The 17,934-nt window shown below is 35.1% G+C and carries 19 protein-coding genes and 1 tRNA gene (1 of these 20 only partly in view); 11 read left to right on the top strand and 9 right to left on the bottom strand.

What is annotated here, in order from left to right; genetic code table 11:
• On the top strand, positions 1-136 hold the 3' end of the coding sequence (locus O4O04_RS10240) for a hypothetical protein (RefSeq protein ID WP_272535845.1). It extends 374 nt beyond the left edge of the window; 136 of the gene's 510 nt are visible here — the last part of the coding sequence; the start codon falls outside the window, past its left edge; it ends in the stop codon at positions 134-136.
• Between the two features lie 187 nt (positions 137-323).
• On the top strand, positions 324-1,718 hold the full coding sequence (locus O4O04_RS10235) for a BCCT family transporter (protein WP_272535843.1): 1,395 nt from the start codon (positions 324-326) through the stop codon (positions 1,716-1,718).
• A gap of 201 nt (positions 1,719-1,919) precedes the next feature.
• Here the strand turns inward: O4O04_RS10235 and O4O04_RS10230 are convergent, their stop codons facing one another.
• Together O4O04_RS10230 and O4O04_RS10225 are read right to left on the bottom strand one after the other, a co-directional pair.
• Positions 1,920-2,216, bottom strand: a complete 297-nt coding sequence (locus O4O04_RS10230) for a hypothetical protein (protein ID WP_272535841.1) — start codon at positions 2,214-2,216, stop codon at positions 1,920-1,922.
• A 183-nt stretch (positions 2,217-2,399) separates the two neighbouring features.
• The gene (locus tag O4O04_RS10225) at positions 2,400-2,723 is read right to left on the bottom strand and encodes a hypothetical protein (protein ID WP_272535840.1); all 324 of its coding nucleotides are present in this window, start codon (positions 2,721-2,723) and stop codon (positions 2,400-2,402) included.
• Positions 2,724-2,813: 90 nt separating this feature from the next.
• Here O4O04_RS10225 and rsgA point away from each other — a divergent pair, with 90 nt between their 5' ends.
• On the top strand, positions 2,814-3,596 hold the full coding sequence (gene rsgA / locus O4O04_RS10220) for a ribosome small subunit-dependent GTPase A (RefSeq protein ID WP_272535838.1): 783 nt from the start codon (positions 2,814-2,816) through the stop codon (positions 3,594-3,596).
• On the opposite strand, the gene O4O04_RS10215 is transcribed toward rsgA, so the two are convergent.
• The 6 genes from O4O04_RS10215 to O4O04_RS10190 form a co-directional block, all read right to left on the bottom strand.
• Positions 3,540-4,895, bottom strand: a complete 1,356-nt coding sequence (locus tag O4O04_RS10215; RefSeq protein WP_272535836.1) for an RCC1 domain-containing protein — start codon at positions 4,893-4,895, stop codon at positions 3,540-3,542. The genes rsgA and O4O04_RS10215 overlap by 57 nt on opposite strands.
• 389 nt (positions 4,896-5,284) lie before the next feature.
• Entirely contained in the window at positions 5,285-5,773 is a 489-nt protein-coding gene (locus O4O04_RS10210) for a VOC family protein (protein ID WP_272535835.1), read from the bottom strand.
• A 337-nt stretch (positions 5,774-6,110) separates the two neighbouring features.
• Entirely contained in the window at positions 6,111-6,878 is a 768-nt protein-coding gene (locus O4O04_RS10205) for a hypothetical protein (protein ID WP_272535833.1), read from the bottom strand.
• Positions 6,879-7,272: 394 nt separating this feature from the next.
• Positions 7,273-7,569, bottom strand: a complete 297-nt coding sequence (locus O4O04_RS10200; protein ID WP_272535832.1) for a hypothetical protein — start codon at positions 7,567-7,569, stop codon at positions 7,273-7,275.
• Between the two features lie 436 nt (positions 7,570-8,005).
• Positions 8,006-9,289, bottom strand: a complete 1,284-nt coding sequence (locus O4O04_RS10195; protein WP_272535830.1) for a Kelch repeat-containing protein — start codon at positions 9,287-9,289, stop codon at positions 8,006-8,008.
• A gap of 1,382 nt (positions 9,290-10,671) precedes the next feature.
• Positions 10,672-10,753, bottom strand: a tRNA-Leu gene (locus tag O4O04_RS10190).
• A gap of 33 nt (positions 10,754-10,786) precedes the next feature.
• On the opposite strand from O4O04_RS10190, the gene O4O04_RS10185 reads away from it, so the two are divergent.
• Together O4O04_RS10185 and lysS are read left to right on the top strand one after the other, a co-directional pair.
• A complete protein-coding gene (locus O4O04_RS10185) occupies positions 10,787-11,518 on the top strand; it encodes a hypothetical protein (RefSeq protein ID WP_272535829.1) in 732 nt (243 codons plus the stop codon).
• A gap of 4 nt (positions 11,519-11,522) precedes the next feature.
• Positions 11,523-13,016 carry a lysine--tRNA ligase gene (lysS, locus tag O4O04_RS10180; RefSeq protein ID WP_272535828.1) on the top strand — a complete coding sequence of 498 codons (1,494 nt, stop codon included), beginning with the start codon at positions 11,523-11,525 and terminating at the stop codon, positions 13,014-13,016.
• A gap of 94 nt (positions 13,017-13,110) precedes the next feature.
• Here lysS and O4O04_RS10175 read toward each other — a convergent pair whose 3' ends face one another.
• Positions 13,111-13,641 carry a hypothetical protein gene (locus O4O04_RS10175; protein WP_272535827.1) on the bottom strand — a complete coding sequence of 177 codons (531 nt, stop codon included), beginning with the start codon at positions 13,639-13,641 and terminating at the stop codon, positions 13,111-13,113.
• 100 nt (positions 13,642-13,741) lie between these two features.
• Here O4O04_RS10175 and serA point away from each other — a divergent pair, with 100 nt between their 5' ends.
• Genes serA through O4O04_RS10145 form a run of 6 tightly spaced genes read left to right on the top strand, consistent with a single transcriptional unit; the run spans position 13,742 to position 17,922 of the window.
• Entirely contained in the window at positions 13,742-14,968 is a 1,227-nt protein-coding gene (serA, locus tag O4O04_RS10170; RefSeq protein WP_272535825.1) for a phosphoglycerate dehydrogenase, read from the top strand.
• A 52-nt stretch (positions 14,969-15,020) separates the two neighbouring features.
• Entirely contained in the window at positions 15,021-15,857 is an 837-nt protein-coding gene (cobS, locus tag O4O04_RS10165) for an adenosylcobinamide-GDP ribazoletransferase (protein WP_272535824.1), read from the top strand.
• Positions 15,854-16,450 carry a histidine phosphatase family protein gene (locus tag O4O04_RS10160; RefSeq protein ID WP_272535823.1) on the top strand — a complete coding sequence of 199 codons (597 nt, stop codon included), beginning with the start codon at positions 15,854-15,856 and terminating at the stop codon, positions 16,448-16,450. Before cobS ends, O4O04_RS10160 begins: the two co-directional genes overlap by 4 nt.
• A 13-nt stretch (positions 16,451-16,463) precedes the next feature.
• Complete coding sequence (locus O4O04_RS10155) at positions 16,464-16,694, top strand: hypothetical protein (protein WP_272535822.1); 231 nt, start codon at positions 16,464-16,466, stop codon at positions 16,692-16,694.
• A 6-nt stretch (positions 16,695-16,700) separates the two neighbouring features.
• Positions 16,701-17,486 (top strand): hydroxyacylglutathione hydrolase, encoded by a 786-nt coding sequence (locus O4O04_RS10150; RefSeq protein WP_272535821.1) that lies wholly within the window; start codon positions 16,701-16,703, stop codon positions 17,484-17,486.
• Positions 17,487-17,529: 43 nt separating this feature from the next.
• Complete coding sequence (locus tag O4O04_RS10145; protein WP_272535820.1) at positions 17,530-17,922, top strand: MAPEG family protein; 393 nt, start codon at positions 17,530-17,532, stop codon at positions 17,920-17,922.
• Positions 17,923-17,934: the final 12 nt, after the last annotated feature.

The raw sequence follows: 17,934 nt of genomic DNA, 5'->3' as shown, positions 1-17,934 counted from the left end.
ACGAAGATTGAAATTCAAACAAATTGATAACAGTGACTACAGTAAATTTAGAAAATCAATACACAATCAAATTACAAATTGTGAACAAAGGATTCGCATTGCGAGCGAGGAAGAGGCAGTATTTTGCGCTGAATAAAAAATGAGAGAAAAGAATAGATAAAAAAGGTATTAAATTCTAATATATACTTTCTGAAAGTAAATCTATAGTGTAAAATATAAACGTATATAAAAATTCTAATATATCTCAGTGAATTCATAAATTGATATCCAAATCTTATCTAAATTTTCTATTTCGAAACAGAACGATCCTAGTAATTAGTTTTTTGTTTTCGAATATTATTTTGTTCTCAGTATTATTTCCGAAGGAATTTATTCTCAATCTTCAACTTGCCACGAACTTTTTGTTAGATTCCTTCAATTATTATTATCTATATTTGGGGTTTATCTCGATTATTGCCGTCGTTCTCATTATCTGTTTACCCATTGGAGGCAAAAGATTAAATGGAGAGAAACCAGAGTATGGATTTTTTTCTTGGGTTGCCATGCTCTATAGCACAGGTATGGGAGCAGGACTCTTGCTAAGGGCAGTTCAAGAGCCAACTTATTATTTCTTAAATCCACCAGTCGTGTCAGCTCTCGCACCTGAAATCTTATCGTTAGAATATACTTTTTTCCATTGGGGTTTTACTGCTTGGGCATTTTACAGTATTTTTGGCTTAGTAATCAATTCTCGAATGGATCAAAATGAGTCCTTTCTTAGATTCAAATTCAATTTTCCAAGTCAAATTCTATTGATTATTCTAACTATGATCGGAATCATTTCTGTATTATCCTTAGGAAGTAAACAAATATTAACGGGAATTCATCTGAAAGGTTTATTCGAATTAAATTTAGAAAATCATCTGATTATTATTTCGATATTGGCAATGCTCGCAACTCTTTCTGCGTGGGTAGGTGTTCAGAAAAGTATTCGTAGAATTTCCAATTTCAACATATTGCTCGCCTTCTTCTTAATGGGTTTTATATTCTTATGGGGACAGAAGCTACTCATACTTTTTAATTTTTCAAAATCAATCTGTGAGCTGTTAGTTGATTTTATACCATTGAGTTTGAATCTAGGCGACTCCAAAGCCGAAGACCATTTCATCAATGATTGGACCGTTTTCTATTGGGCTTTTTGGTTATCATGGACACCTTTCACCGGGATTTTTATAGCAAAAATTTCTCAAGGACGAACTGTTCGCGAATATCTACTTGGTAGCATTCTGATTCCATCTATTGGAAGTTTTATCTGGTTTTCCATTTTTGGAACAGAGGCTTTCTCAATCATCAAATTTTATCCAGAGCAAAGGGAATCCTTTCTTTCAATTTATAAATCCCTCTTCTCTCTTTTAAACTTTTATCCAATGGCAAAATTAACATCGCTTCTATCCTTAATAGCCATGTCAACATTCCTTTTAACCTCAATTGATTCCGCAATCTACGTTCTTGGAATCCTATCAGACAGAGGAAACTTAACACCTAAGAATAGACTTCGTATCTATTGGGGATGCAGTCTTTTGGTATTGACTTCTTGTTTTGTATTACTTGGTGAGAATGAACTGCTGTCCGCTTTGAAGAATTTACTTATAATTGTAGCCTTGCCTTTTAGCTTTTTCTATCTTTATCTATTATTTCAATTCTTCTTCCATTTATTACAGAAATCGGAAAAAACTTAAGTAACTATATAATAGTTTTTTTAATTTGTCTACTTATTATAGAAACCGCGAAATTTTATACATTTTATACAAATAGAATTTATCATAGAAAGATATCAAGTAATAGGAATTCGTCGTATCCATCCTTGAAAATTTTCAATCCAAAAACAAATTTAGATTTATTTCCAGTCTGTGTAAGCTAAGTTTAAATTAAAATCGAGATCATTTATCGGGTTGCAAGATTTTATAATCCTCTCCAAGATCGGATAAGGAATTTCTAAGCAGGATTCCAAAACTTGGATCAGCAGTCGAACCTTGAACATTCACGGATCCCTTCGGAAAGTATTTTTTTGTTGGAATGATTTTCTTTTGTTTATAAGTTTTATCATCGTAAATATGGATTCCGCTGTTACGTATCCAAGCAATTTCATTGTCCTTCAAGTAACCCTTTCCATGTCCATAGCTTCCAATTTTTTTGGAAGTAACTACTTTGCCTGTATCTGCTTGATAAATTCTCATTTCGCCAGTTTCTGCCGATGCAACAAAAATTCTCTTTACGTCCTGAGAATAAAGTGATCCATAGGGAGTCGAAGGAATGGAGAATCAAATTGCCGATTTGGTTTTGATATCGTAAGAAACTGTATGTGGAACTTCTTTACTATCAGATTCCGCATAATCTAATATTAGAATCTGCCGCGTCCGTTATCTTTTGGAAAATGTAGTAATATTAATTTCCTTATTATTATCAAAATACTCCATTATAGAAGGTGAGTAATGAAAGAATTTTCCAGTTTTGATCTCTACAAAGAATAAATTGACCTTCTTTCGATCTTCTCCTTCTACAAGGTAAAGTATAGTATTTTCTTCCATAAGAACTGCTTTATCTTTATAGCTTATTTTCTCGGTGGTTCCTGGTAAATTTACCGGTCCAATAATTTCACGTATCAGCCTCTGTGCCAATAAATTATTAAATGCTGCACTGATTACAATTAAAACCAAAATGATATAGGAAGAAAAAAATTTCATACTTGTTCCTAAAAATAGAATGATGTAATTGTTCCATTATTTTATAAATGATTGCAAGTGTAAAAAAATTAGAGGTCAAAAAATCAGAAAATGACATTAGAAGATTTAGGATATAATATTGATTTAGAGCAATACGCAAAAGATCATAATCTTCAATCATTTGAAGTAGGAAGAGTCGTAGCCGAGCATAAAGAAAAATATATAGTTAAAACTATCAATTCTGAATACCAAGCGGAAGTAACTGGTAAATTAAGATTCACAGCCGAAAATCGATTTGATTTTCCTGCTGTTGGAGATTGGGTCGCAATAACTGTATATGATGAGAGTCAGTGCCTTATTCATGAAATATATCCAAGGCGGACAATACTATCTAGAAAATCTGTAAGTAAAAATTTTGAATCTCAAATCCTTGCAACGAATATAGATTATGGAATTATCGTAACTGCAGTTGATCATAATTTTAATATTAATCGAATTGAAAGATATCTGACAATTTGCAACGCATCAAAAATTGAGCCGATCATTGTATTGAATAAAATCGATCTAATTGATACGGATAGAAAAGTTGAAATCCTTTATGAAATCAATCAAAGAATTTTTCATACACCCATAATTACTTTAAGCAGTGTGACTTTAGAAGGTATAAGTAAAATAAAAAATTTAATTCTAAAAACTAAGACTTATTGCCTTCTTGGTTCTTCCGGTGTTGGAAAATCTACAATTTTGAATACGCTAGCAGAGCGTTTCTTGATGAACACAGGATCAATAAGTTTGATTCATAACAAAGGTAAGCATATAACAACACATAGAGATTCTTTATTCCAAAACTATATCTCCAGCCTGGAGAATAGTCGATCCTACTCCATCACCTAAATCAGCGATACTATTGTATCCTAACTTTCCGTTTGCACCAGCTCCCCAGCAACGAACTGAACCACTAGCTAGTAAAGCACAAGTATGTGACGCGCCTGCTGATATTTCCCTTACAGCCTCACCTATCGGTACATCTCCGGCACTTTGGATTGTAATACCTGAAACACCATCTGCAATATTGCTTATAGAATTATAACCCAATTTTCCATTAGCGCCAGAACCCCAGCATCTAACATTTCCAGTCGATAATAAAGCGCAGGTATGAGAAAACCCGGCTGTAATTTGAACTGCTGTCTCACCAATCGGAACATCACCACCTATAAGACCATCCCCAATTGAATTTGTGTTATTATATCCCAACCGACCAAAACTTCCAACACCCCAACAACGAACAGTACCTGTCGAAAGTAGAACGCAGGTATGCGCAAATCCAATAGTAATTTGGGTAGGAGTTCCTCCAATGGAAACATCACCAGCATTTATAATACTATTAGCACCACTATCTCCAACATTAATTGTATTATTGTAACCCAATTGTCCAGAAGCATTGAAACCCCAGCACCGAACTGTTCCGGTCGAAAGTAAAGCACAATTATGATCAGAGCCAACGGCTAAGTGAGTAACTGTTCCACCTATATTTATATTCCCTGCAGATTGAATACTGGTTATCCCATCTCCTACATTATCAATATTATTATAACCTAATTTTCCACTATTGCCAGATCCCCAACATCGAACATTGCCTGAGGAAAGTAGAGCGCATGCATGATCAGAACCTGCATGAACCTGGATTACATTCTCTCCTATCGGGAGAATTCCAGCTTCTTGAATGCTGATTCCAACTCCATCACCTACGCTATTCGTATTTCCATATCCCAATCTTCCATTATTGCCGGAACCCCAGCATTGCACATCGCCCGAAATAAAAAGTGCACAACTAAAATTACTACCTGCCGTTAGTTGAGCGATGGGTTGAGAAATTGGAATGAAACTTGAATCTTTGATAGAGAGATTACCGTCCCCTATACTGCTAATATTTCCATAACCAAGTTGTCCAAGATCTGAATTCCCCCATCCCTTGATCCTTCCGTCTTCAAATTTTAATAGAGTGTGATTAGCTCTTGGCATTGTCGCTAGACTTTTAAATGTTGGAGACGGTGCTGGACTAGTAACATTACTATTAAAATTCAAACTATAACCACAGTGTGGAGTTGAATCTCCAATTGTATTTTTTACTAATAAGGTACTAAAAAATGATTCAGTTAGAATATCGCATGGATTGCTAAGATCTGCCTTCATACAATTCGAATTGCAGAATGAGAATAAAAATAAATTGATAGCAAATAAGCATTTACGAATCATCTTTTATATTAGTCCTCTCGTAATCCCATTTATCGCTACGAATTTCATTAGGACAAATTCCTGATTATCTTTTAATTCTAATCTTTCTAGACAAAAATAACATATGATTGTAAGGTATATTTGTCTATTCTAAAATACTACTAAATAGCCAAAAAGATGTTCAGTCGAATTGATTCATTTAGGGAGAATACTAAACCGATTCTTGGGCTTTTGTATTAAAAAATATTGAAATACACTGTTTCATAAACATTTGCAAGGATGACCAATATTTCAATTGAATAAAAAAAAATAAGGCAGTTAACCTTTAAATCACATATGGGATAAGATTAATTATATTCAGAATTTTTCATAATATCTTCTGAAGTTTCATTTCCAAGTTGTTCAGCCAATCCGATTAGTATTCCTTCCGTTCCTCTAACGTAACAAAGCCTATAGACTTCACCAAACTGGACGACTTCCCCAACTATCTTAGCTCCGTATTTCTCAATTCGCGGAAGCAATTCATTTAAATTATCAACTCGAAACATTACTCGTAAATAACCGAGTGAATTGACTGGTGAATTTCTATGGTCAGAAACGATTTTAGGTGAAATAAATTGAGAGAGTTCCAAACGACTATTCCCGTCTGGCGTTACCATCATAGCCACCTCGACAGATTGATCTCCAAGCCCCGTTACTCGGCCAGCCCACTCACCTTCTACAAGCATTCGTCCCTCGAGTGTCATTCCAATTTCTTTAAAAAAAGAAACTGCGTTATCTAGAGATTCAACTACAATTCCAACATTATGCATTTCCATTATTTTACATTTTGACATTTCTATTTTTTTCCAGAGTCCTTAGTTACATCTTTCCCACACCCACCATTCTTTTCATAATTAAAAACAAAATAAAAATTGAATTTTTATACATTGTCATTCGACTTTTCAAGTAAATAAAACTTATTTCACAATGGTTTAATTATTCTACGTATCTCCAAAACAAAAAGGGACATCAAATAGAAATGAATATTATACAACTGAAATAAATTTTCAAAAGGGAGATTATTAAAATTAAAAAAAAATATGTAGATAATAGAAATTAATTAGATAACTGCAGACTTCCTGATAAAATATGCAATTTGGATATTAGAGAATTTTCTTCATGATATTCTCATTACGTCTTCGAACATATTATACAAACAAGTGTTCGCATACTTCCAATTCCAGGAAAAATATAATGGTCAGTCTTTGGAATCTTTATGACCCTCTTATATATTAGCATACTAATTACTAAAGCTAATAGTGAAATTACAAATGCGAAAAATAACTCTATCCAATTGTAGAAAATAGATGATATTAGACCTATGGCCAAAGCAACTAATGTGATTAGAAAAAACTTCTGGATCCTACGAATGTGAATTGGGACAAGCTTTGAATGGGATATAAATATCGGTGGAGGAAGTATTCCAGGAAATGCTGTATTTATTTTATCAACAAAAAACCAATCTTTCTTTTTAGCTAGAGTGTTTATGGATGTGGTTCCAGTTATTCGTTTCTTCGAATCAAAAGAATTTAGTTTTTTCAATAGAAACCTTAAAATACTTCCATGTTTAGATTGTCGGCCTCCAAATTTCCATGGGCTAATTTCCATTGGTTCAGAGTGTTTGGATATAATTTCTGCGAGATCGCCTAGAGTCGATGTATTAGAAGTCCATAATTTGGTAAAGTCAGTTTCTGGTATAGAAGAGTTGAAAGTGTTTCTATAATGATCTAATTGAGTATTTGTCTTCCTTATTAAATCCATCCCATCAATCCAATCGCAAAGAAGAGTGTTTTCAGTTGGATTCAAAAATTGGTCGACTTCAATATCAATAACTCGCGTGATCTGATATGTTGAAACAAATACTTTTAAAAGATGATCTTTGGAAAATACTATTTTCATTTAATATATATGCAAGTAACAACAAACAAATGCTTTTTAGGAATTTAATTTATAGCTGGTTACAATGCTGATTTGATTATTTCTTCAGTCGTCAATCATCAAGTGAATTCGGACATTTTTTTTTAGTCAATATTTAAATCTTTTCCAAAAAGTCCGCTTCAGTTCTTAAATCCTCAAAAACTGCATTGTATCTGCCATAATCAGAAATATTATTGTAGTTTAGATTGGTAGATTAAAAAACTCTGTCGTCCAACAATTTGTATCTAGTCAAGTGAACAAGAACCAAGACTAAAGTCCGTGCATGATACTATATGCAACTAATAAAGCTCGAAGATAAGTATAATCCTGAATAGCAAGCCTATCCAAATTATCTAAATTAAATAATTTATTGAATTTAGTGTATTAATGACCAATGGAAATTTCTTTTTGCATTCCCTTCTCTTTTACTTGCATTCAAAGATAAAAGTAACCGTGTTTTAAAATCTGATTGGTTCCAACGAAAACTACCTTTTTGTCCATAGGAAGCACCGTGCTCTAAATTTCCCCAAGTCAATTCACCAATGAAAACCCCATCTTTAGAATCGTACGAAATTATCCAATCATGAATCTCGGCCGCTCCAGTGAAGGAATCTGCCATAGTTCCATCCTCTCCAGACACCTTTAAACGAGAACCAGATTGTATAGCTTTCATAATATGTCTCACTTGATTATTGATTGAAGGATAAGATTGATTTCCCATAAACTTTGATTGATAACTAAATTAAAGAATTAATATATATTTATTTGCAAGTATAATAATATTAAACCGCAATGCTAGAATTGAGGATAAAAATAATTGCAAAACTTATTAGTTATATTTTTTATTCCCCTATATTAACGTTTTAAATTCTTCCAATATGTTCATCCTTAAGAATCGACCTTAAAAGTGCATTTATTTTTATCAAATAAGGCTAGTCTGTTTAGTTAAGACCATAGTTTCGTTCTAAATATCTAAGAACTCTGTTTTTACCTAAGTAACGATAACTCATTATTTTATTTAATATATATAAGTTAAAGATTCCGGTGACACTAGAATTGGTGAGAAGATATTAATTAATAAATGAGGATTGGAAAATAATTACACTTTATCAGTATTTATTTAAATAAGCGGACTCTGTAATGGCTTTGCAGAGAATTCCATTAGATTTTGTATCTATAACTAAACCAGTTGTTGAAGTAAATGGAATTCCATAGACCTTTCCATTGTTTGCAAGCACTCCGCTTATCCATTTGGCATTGCCTGAGAGTCCTGATATCGAAGCAATATCTGCAACATTCTTAGTTGGATCAATAATCAATACACTTGTTGAAAAATTTGGAATTCCATAAATGAGACCATTTGGAGCTAGTGCCCCACCATACCATTTATCATCGCCAGTCAACCCAGTAATTGTGTTAGTATCAGTTGTATTATTGATAGGATCGATAATAAGCACACTCTCTGATCTACGAGGTATTCCATAAATTTTACCGTTAGGTGCAAGTACCCCTCCATACCATTTTATAGATCCTGTCAAACCAGACATCGAGGAGGTATCCACTGTATTGCTAGTCGGGTCAATGACAAGAACACTCGTTGAGTCAAATGGAATTCCATAAATCTTGCCATTAGGCGCAAGAACTCCACCTGCCCATTTAGTACTATCAATGAGACCAGTAATGGATGTAGTTTCTGCAGTATTATTCTGTGGATCTATAATTAAGACGCTGGTTGAATTATATGGAATTCCATAAATTTTTCCATTAGGGGCAAGAACCCCACCAACCCATTTGCCATTATCCGTGAAACCGGTTATCGATGTAGTATCTATAGTATTGTTAGTTGGATCAATGATAAGGACACTCGCTGAGTTAAATGGAATTCCATAAATTTTTCCATTAGTCGCTAGAACTCCACCAACCCATTTTAAAGATCCACTTAGACCTGAAATACTCGTTGTATCAATTGAGTTATCATTTGGGTTTAGAATCAATACACTCGTGGAGTTAAAAGGAATTCCATATAATTTACCATTAGGTGCAATTACAGCTCCTTGCCATTTGTTCATTCCATTAAGTCCTTGGATTGAAATGATATCAGCAGTTGCTATCCCAGAGGTTCCTAAAATACTTTGCGTCCTTAGTTCGGATGTAAAATCAACTGAATTATTCGTCTGGATGATTTCGAATGACTCTTTCTCACAGAGCGGTATGGAGTCTTCGGGAACTCTAGGAACGCTTACTCCGCAGTGTGGTGAATCGTCACCAATCAATGATTTCATAACCAATGTATCAGAAAAGGACGGATTCTCGAGATCACAAGGATCTAATATTTTTGATGGAATACATTGCGAGAAAAATCCTAATAAAATAAAGCCTGAAACAATATGCATGAGCATGTATAAACTAATATTAGAATTTTTAGATAGTTGTCAATTTTTAAATTCATAATCAATGAATATAAAGCTTCCTTAATTTTCTAGAAACTTGTTTATTTTTTAGGCAAAGATACTCGCGAAAATTGTATTATTGTATAATATTTGGAAATAAATTAGTCGTATTTTTGATATCTAATTTGAACTCAGTGAGAATATATCGTCTATCATAAAGAAAAAATATAAAACTACAACAAATATTTACACCTCAAAAAATAGCTGAGAATAAGGGAAAAATAAATTCAGAATCTTAAGAGAAATATATAGGGGATCTGGAATATAGGGATAAGCTATATTTAAGTAAATTCGCTTAAAGATTATACGATCTTTTATAATAATTGATTGAATCTCGCCCCTTCAGATATCTTTTGGCAAAGGATTTTTGATCTAACACAAGATAACCACCCTTCAAGTATCCTGTTCGAAATTGTACTATTAAATCGAAACAAAAAATATTGTTGTCACATAATCCATTAAATGATGAAAAACAGAAGGTTCATATCGTATAATATACCTTAGTGGATATTGGATAGCAATATAAATAACGAAGTTTAAAATCAGAATATCCCAGAAAACCAGAAATTTGCTTTTTGGATGGATCATAAGTTTCTTAATTCTTCTTAAATGGTATTATGAAAGGTCAACTATTATTGTTGAAAGAAAGAGTATGAGAATTTCACTCAATCATTTAGATTTGGGAATTTTCAGCAGGCATTGCAAGAATAGTTGCTGCCTCTCAAGTAATTCTTCTTTTAAGGCCACTTGAATTAGAAAAAGAATAACTCCTTCTCAAGCTACAGAGGGAAATCATAAAAAGGTTTACTCAAAATATTAGCGGGAAAGATAACTGTTATGATAATGCTCCAGCCGAATCGTTTTTCTCAACATTACAAAGAGAGTTTTTAATCCACAAAAGATATAAAAAAACTCGATTTTTTCTATTTGAGTATATGGAAGTATTTTATAACAGGTATAGATTCGAATCCAGCATGAGGATCAAAATAGCTATTATAGCTCAAAATGAATTTCATGCCTCTCCGTGAGTATATTCTTTGGAATACTACTACGTGTCACCTAAGTGGTCTCAGGTGTATCTAGATGAGCTATCCTTCTTAGGAAACTTAAGATACAATAAGGACTTAGCTAGGTTATTTTTCACAGGCAGTTATACAGAGGGTGAGTCTTTATCTTGTAGCAGTTATACGGTGAACAAGCAAGTAGCTCTTAGAAGTAGTAGCAAGAAGAACTTAGGTGATTTATTATCTTCAGGTAAAGTGAAAACTAGCAGTGAGAAGATATTTAGCTTAGGTGAGAGTATTGTGGGGAGTAGTAATAAGATATGCTCGAAGGGGGACTCGAACCCCCACACCTTTCGGAACTACCACCTCAAAGTAGCGTGTCTACCAATTCCACCATCCGAGCGCAAACGTAATGCCAAGTTAGGGAATGAAGGTGGTGAGTCAAGTTTTTTGGTTTTTCTCTTGTCAGATTCCGATTTCAGAGAGAACTTACCGGAAGATGCCAGGACCTGTTTCCAGTATGCCCGTCGGGGATTTATTTGCCAAAGCCAGATTGATTTTCTGGGGAGTGGGAATTCCTTCCTTGGGCTTTATCGCTCTAATCTTATTCAGTCCAGTTCTTTTGAAATACGGTGGATTCTGGAAGAAGGCAGATATCCTCGTCATCGAACTGAGTTCAACCTCTTCTTTCAAACAATGGAAACTCATCGAGCCTTTGCATAAGAAAGAAATTTTTGACAAAGTATGGATCATTCTACCAAGCGCAATCGGCAATGATTCGGAAATCCTCATTGATAAGGATGCAAATTCTAGACGGGAAAAAATTCTGCAATCTCTATCGGATATTAGCATCAAGGAAGAAAAGATCTCTTTTATCAATCAGTCAGAGGGCGAGTCAGGATCTAGTTTCTATATTTCCAAGGGTTTGATTAAGAATCTCGTAAATGATCCTTCAAAATCCATTTTGGTTTTTACAGACGAGTACAAATCGCAGAGGATTTTGAATACGTACAAAAAGAACTTAAATCCAATCGGCATAGAAGTCTCCATTTACCCTGCAACTTCAGGTTATACATCAACAAATTGGTTTCTAACTGAAGCGGGTGTAGGACATATGACAAAAGAGCTATTTTTATACATATACTACAAGTTTAGAGGCTATTACTAATATTATGGAAGACAAAGAATCAAACGAACTCATACAACAAAGAATCCAAAAGGTTCGTGACTTAGAAAGCCAAGGCATCAATCCCTATCCGCTTCGTTTTTTCCCAAATGGTTTCTCGCAAAACTTAATTGATACATTCAAAGACGAAGACGCAGAAACAAAGAAATCCTATCTTATGGCTGGAAGATTGCATGCCAAAAGAGTTATGGGCAAAGCAAGTTTTGGACATCTCAAAGACAAACAAGGATTGATTCAAATCTATGCTGCTCGCGACGATATGGGCGAGGACAATTATAAAATTTTCAAATCACTCGATCTTGGAGATCATATTGGTATCGAAGGATTTCTTTTTCGAACACAAAAAGGAGAAATCACACTTCATCTAACGAAAGTTACACTACTTGCCAAATGCATACGCCCTCTTCCAACCGTGAAGGAAAAAGATGGGGTTATCTATGACGCATTCTCGGACGTTGAACAACGTTATAGAATGCGTTACGTTGATCTTGTTGTTAACGATCATGTCAAGAAAACCTTTCTAACACGTAGTAAAATTGTACAAGAAATTCGAAATTTTCTAATCAATGAAGGTTTCCTCGAAGTGGAGACTCCGATGATGCAAGTGATTGCCGGAGGTGCAGCCGCAAAACCTTTTATCACTCATCACAATACGATGGATATGGATTTATTCCTGCGAATTGCACCAGAACTCTATCTTAAGAGATTGATCGTCGGTGGGATGGATCGTGTATTTGAATTGAATAGAAATTTTCGTAATGAAGGAATTTCGACCAAGCACAATCCAGAGTTTACCATGCTCGAAGTTTACATGGCTTACGGTGACATGGAGACAATGCTTACTCTCACTGAGAAAATGGTGATTGGCGTTGCCGAAAAAATCGGGATCGGAACCAAGTTTGCTTATGGAAAAGATCAGATAGATATCAGTGCTCCTTGGAAGAGAAAAAAATATGTTGATATCATCAAAGAATATTCTGGAATCGATTTTTCCCAAATCACATCAGTCGAGGAAGCTAAGGCGAAGGCAAAAGAAGTAAAAGTGGATTCATCCAAAGCGACTTCGATTTGGAAAGTTGCCGATGATGTCTTCTCTGAATTGGTTGAACCCAATCTTATCCAACCTGTATTTATTACAGATTTTCCGAAAGAAATTTCCCCTCTTGCGAAATCGAGAGAAGATGATCCAAACTATGTTGAACGTTTTGAGCCCTATGTTGCTGGCCGTGAAATCGGTAACGCATTCAGCGAGTTGAACGATCCTTTTGACCAGAAAGCTCGCTTCGAAGACCAAGTGAAACAGAGAGAAGCTGGAGACGATGAAGCATTTATGATGGATGAAGACTATATTCGAGCATTAGAATATGGTATGCCACCGACAGGCGGCCTTGGAATTGGAATCGATCGACTGGTAATGCTATTCACCAACAGCCAATCAATCCGTGATACTATCCTTTTCCCACTTATGAGAAAAGAATAGAATTGAATGATTTAGTCTCGAGAATGAATAATCAATCTCGAGCAGAAGACTATATTTGAATATTCAAAGATATTGAAATATAGTCCGATTTTATTTATTTAACGATCTTCAATTTTGGCTCAGACTTGAGTTGGCTTGAAATCTTGGTTAAGTAGTCTTTCAAATCCGATCTATCACCCGCTGATAACTCTATATTGCGAGTTTCTTTTCGATTCGTATAGCTTAAGAGGATTTTGTCAGAATTAAGAATAGTGGAAATCAAAGATTCTGGGATTTCGGATATCAATTGCAGAGTCGCTCCGTATTCTGTACTCACTTTCAATAAATTATTGTAACTTGTTCCCAATTGCATCGAGATTCCAACAGGAAATTCTACATCAAAGCTACTCAAATTGTAAACTAAATAGTATCTTGTCTTGAGTGTTGTATTGTCCTTTTCTCCTTTGACGCTAATGCATGGATTGGCGGGGAATACCCAGAGTATGGAATCTAAGCATATTTCATCGGAGATGATGGACACTTGATCCACGACCGGCTCAGGAATGATTTCCATTGACTTAGATTTACCGCAATTGATTAGAATAAGAAAACTAATGGTCAGGAAGATGATAAGAATTTTTTTCAAAGTAAAATACCTCTGACTTCCAGTGTTTTAGAATCTTTTCCGAGTGCAAAGAAAATTTCAATTTCCATTCCATTTGATCATTGGATTATGGAAAATAATTATGGAAGTTTCTTATCCCAAGAAAAAAATCAATGTTCTCCTACTCGAGAACATTCACAGAGACGCATTTCAACTCTTCGAATCGGATGGATTCAATGTCCGCTTAGAAAAAGCTGCCCTGACTGAGCAGGAATTGCTCGAAAGAATTCCCGATATTCATATCCTTGGAATTCGATCCAAAACAAATGTTACAGCACCAGTTATTGCAAAAGCGAAACGTCTTCTTTCTATTGGATGCTTTTGCATTGGAACCAACCAAGTGGATACGCAAGCAGCAGAAGGTCGCGCAATTCCCGTATTCAATGCGCCCTATTCCAATACTCGTAGCGTCGCAGAACTTGTCATTGGCGAAATCATCATGCTCGCACGTAGACTGTCCGATCAGATTCGCAACAATCACGAAGGCAAATGGACAAAAGTATCCGACGGATGTTTTGAGATCCGAGGCAAAACTCTAGGTATCATTGGCTATGGCCATATCGGATCACAAGTTTCTGTCCTTGCTGAGTCAATGGGTATGAAAGTTATTTTTTATGATATCCAAACCAAGCTTCCTCTTGGAAATGCAGTATCACTTCCTACCTACGAAGACGTACTTAAGAATGTAGATTTTCTTTCTTTTCATGTTCCAGAAACAGAAGAGACTATGAATCTATTTCAGAAAAAACATATTCAACTAATGAAGAAAGGATCTTACGTGATCAACGCATCTCGGGGTCGAGTTCTACAAATTGATGATCTTACTGAAGCACTCAAGTCTGGTCATTTGGCTGGGGCTGCCGTTGATGTTTTTCCAGAAGAGCCTAAAGCAAATGGTGAATCTTATAAATCTCCATTGCACAATTTAGAAAATGTTGTTCTCACTTCTCATATTGGTGGAAGCACGGAAGAGGCTCAGAAAAATATTGGAACAGAAGTCGCAGAAAAATTATTAAAATTCATCAACAACGGATCCACTTCTCTATCGGTAAATTTTCCCAATATTGAACTTGGCACAATCAAACCAGGGTTTCACAGAATTCTAAATATTCATAAGAACCAACCAGGTTTCTTACGTGATATCAATAGTATAGTAAGTGATATGGGTGGAAATATTTTGACTCAAAATCTATCTACATCTATGCAGATTGGTTATCTATCCATGGAGATTGATAAGAATTTGGGTGATGAACTAAAAAACCGAATCAAGGAACATCCACATTCCATCCGTACAAGAATTCTCTATTGATACGTTGGTCTTGTCGGAGCTGCTATAGTATTCTACTATCCTAGATGAAAATATGAATTCAAAAAATATTGATAATTTAGAAGATGATAACTGGTTGCCTAAAAACTTTTTTGCCAGAGAATACGGAAGGTTTGCTGCCTGCTTGATGTTTCTTACTAGAATTCCGGCACTTCCCCATCGCTACCATCCCAATCTGCTAAGGACTTGCCACCACTACTCTCCTCTTGTTGGCTTGATTGTAGGTGGAATCCTTGCCTCTCTTTACTATTTTAGCTTTACATTTTTTGGAAATCTGCTAGTTGTCTGGTTTGCATTAGGTGCAGGAATCCTCATCACAGGTTCTTTTCATGAAGATGGTTTTGCTGATACTTGTGATGGACTTGGTGGGAGTTTTAATGTAGAGCGAAAGCTTGAGATAATGAAGGACTCAAGACTTGGAACATATGGAACTATGGGATTGATTTTTCTTATGGGTTTCAAATTCCTACTTTTGTCATCTCTCGATAGATCGAATGGTTGGATTGCAATCTTGGTTGCTCATGTGCTAGCAAGAACTGTTATAATTCCACTCAACTATACTCTTCCTTACGTCGGCAATAGAAATCTGGACAAACCTATGGCTCTTGATGTCAGTCTTCCGAAGGCATTATTTTCCTCTGCGATTGGTTGGATAATCGTTTCCATGTTTCTTGGATATTCTCCTGTTATTTGGTTTCTGCTGTTTAGTTTTTTTATACTCTTGCTATTTTGCGCACATTTTTATCTAAAATCGCAAATTCGAGGTTATACGGGAGATACTCTCGGAGCTGTAAATCAGGTTATGGAGATTCTTGTATATTTTGCATTTTTTATTGATATATATTTTAAATCCAATGGCAGTCCATTTTGAACCTTCTATGTCTTCGTCACCCTCCACTTCCCGAGATTTGGAATGGACGCTTCCTCGGACAGATGGATCCGAGATCGATAGCCTTTTCCCCATCGGATAGCTTCATCGAGAAAGTAAAACTTTTTGATCCAGAACTTATTGTATCATCGGATTTGCTTCGATGTTCAGAAATGGCTGAAGCAATTAAATCTCATTTAGATCCAACGATTCCGCTCATATTCAAACAAGAGCTGAGAGAAATTTCCTTTGGAAGATGGGAGTCTAAATCACATTCTGACCTTGCAGTCGATGAAGATGATAAAGAATTGTATTCTTCCTTTCTAAATAACTTTCCCAATGAACCCGCACCCGAAGGAGAAGCCATACCTGACTTTCAAGATCGCATCGCAAAAACCATTCATGCTATCCATTCGGAGAATCTAGATCGAGTTTTAATAGTTTCTCATGCAGGTGTGATTCGTTCCATCGCAAGCCAAGTTTTGAACGCGTCTCTGGATGTGAGTTTTCGGATGGTTCTAGACTATCTATCCGCTTCTCGTTTTCAAATAGAAAAAGACTTTACAATGTTTCAATCATGGAATGAAAGTTTCTAATGGACATTTTATCATGAAAAAACCAGTTAAGAAAAAAGTTAATAAACAAATCGCAAAAGCTAAAAAAACCAAAACAATTAAAAGTAGTTCTACAATAGACGTGAAAGATTTGGTTAAACAAAACCAATCTTTGCAATCTGAAATCAATCTCATGAAAAAGAAAATTTCCAAATTGGAAAAGGAATCTCTAATCCTAACCAAAAAATTGATGGAATCAGGATACAAACCAAAATTCCTAACCTAAGAATGAATGGATGTTGTCCAGTTATATACCAATTCTTCCCTTCGTAACTTTACATATTTAATCATTGATGCAAAAAGCAAGCTCGCGATTTGCATCGATCCCCATTTCCCAGAACAGATTCTGGGTTACCTCGAATCGAATAATCTTAGTCTTCATGCAATTATCAATACACATGAACACAATGACCACATCTGTGGCAATAAAGGATTATTTGAATATACTAAGGAAGGAATATGGACTCATCCATTTGCAAGATCTAAAATTCCAAACTCAATTCGTAGCTTAAATGCGAATGAAGTGATTTTCTTTGGTCATGGTTACCTTAAGATTTTGGATACACCGGGTCATACATTTAGTCATATAACAATTCTCGGAATCGTGAATGATAAAATCCTATTCACTCTAACGGGAGATAGCCTATTTAATGCAAGTGTCGGAAATTGTTCAAGAGGAGGCGATCCAGAGACTTTGTACAATACAGTTCGAAATTATTACAATCCACTACCAGATGATGTCATATTGTATCCTGGACATGACTATTTCGAAAACAATTTACGATTTACCTTGTCCATAGATCCTGCAAACCAATTGGCTTTAGATATTTTGGATGAAGTAGTCAATCTCAAGAAACAAAATAGATTTCTTTTATCGAATCTAGGTCTAGAAAAGCAATTGAATCTTTTCTTTCAGCTGAGCAATAAAAGGATGAGATCTTCTTTGAATGATTCAGAACTGATATTGTCCGAAAAAGAAATTTTCTTACAATTGCGAAAACTTAGAGACAATTGGTAATCTAACACTTGACTGATAGAGAACTTTTATAAATGATTCTACTATGACTACAGCATTTATTTTTATTGCTATCGCTTTTTGTTTTACTTATGCTACCAAAATTCCTGTTGCAATCGCAATGAGAAATTTGGACAAATTCTATGATAATTCCGATCCCAGATCTCAACAATCTAGATTGACTGGCTGGGGCAAAAGAGCTCTAAATAACCATCTGAATTCCATGGAAATATTTCCAGCGTTCGGAATTTCCGTGATCATTTCTATGTTGGGCAAGACTCCAATCGATGTTTTCAATCTACTTGCAATTGCCTTTCTTATATCCAGATTGTTCTATTCTATATTCTATATTATGGACTTACCTAGAATCCGATCAATAACGTGGTTTTTTGGTTTCCTATGCATTCTTGGACTTATGGTTACTCCAGTATTCGTCTAAAGAATTGAGATA

The organism is Leptospira sp. GIMC2001 (assembly GCF_028462125.1).
GTDB lineage: Bacteria > Spirochaetota > Leptospiria > Leptospirales > Leptospiraceae.
This window is presented reverse-complemented; position numbering and strand designations above follow the sequence as displayed.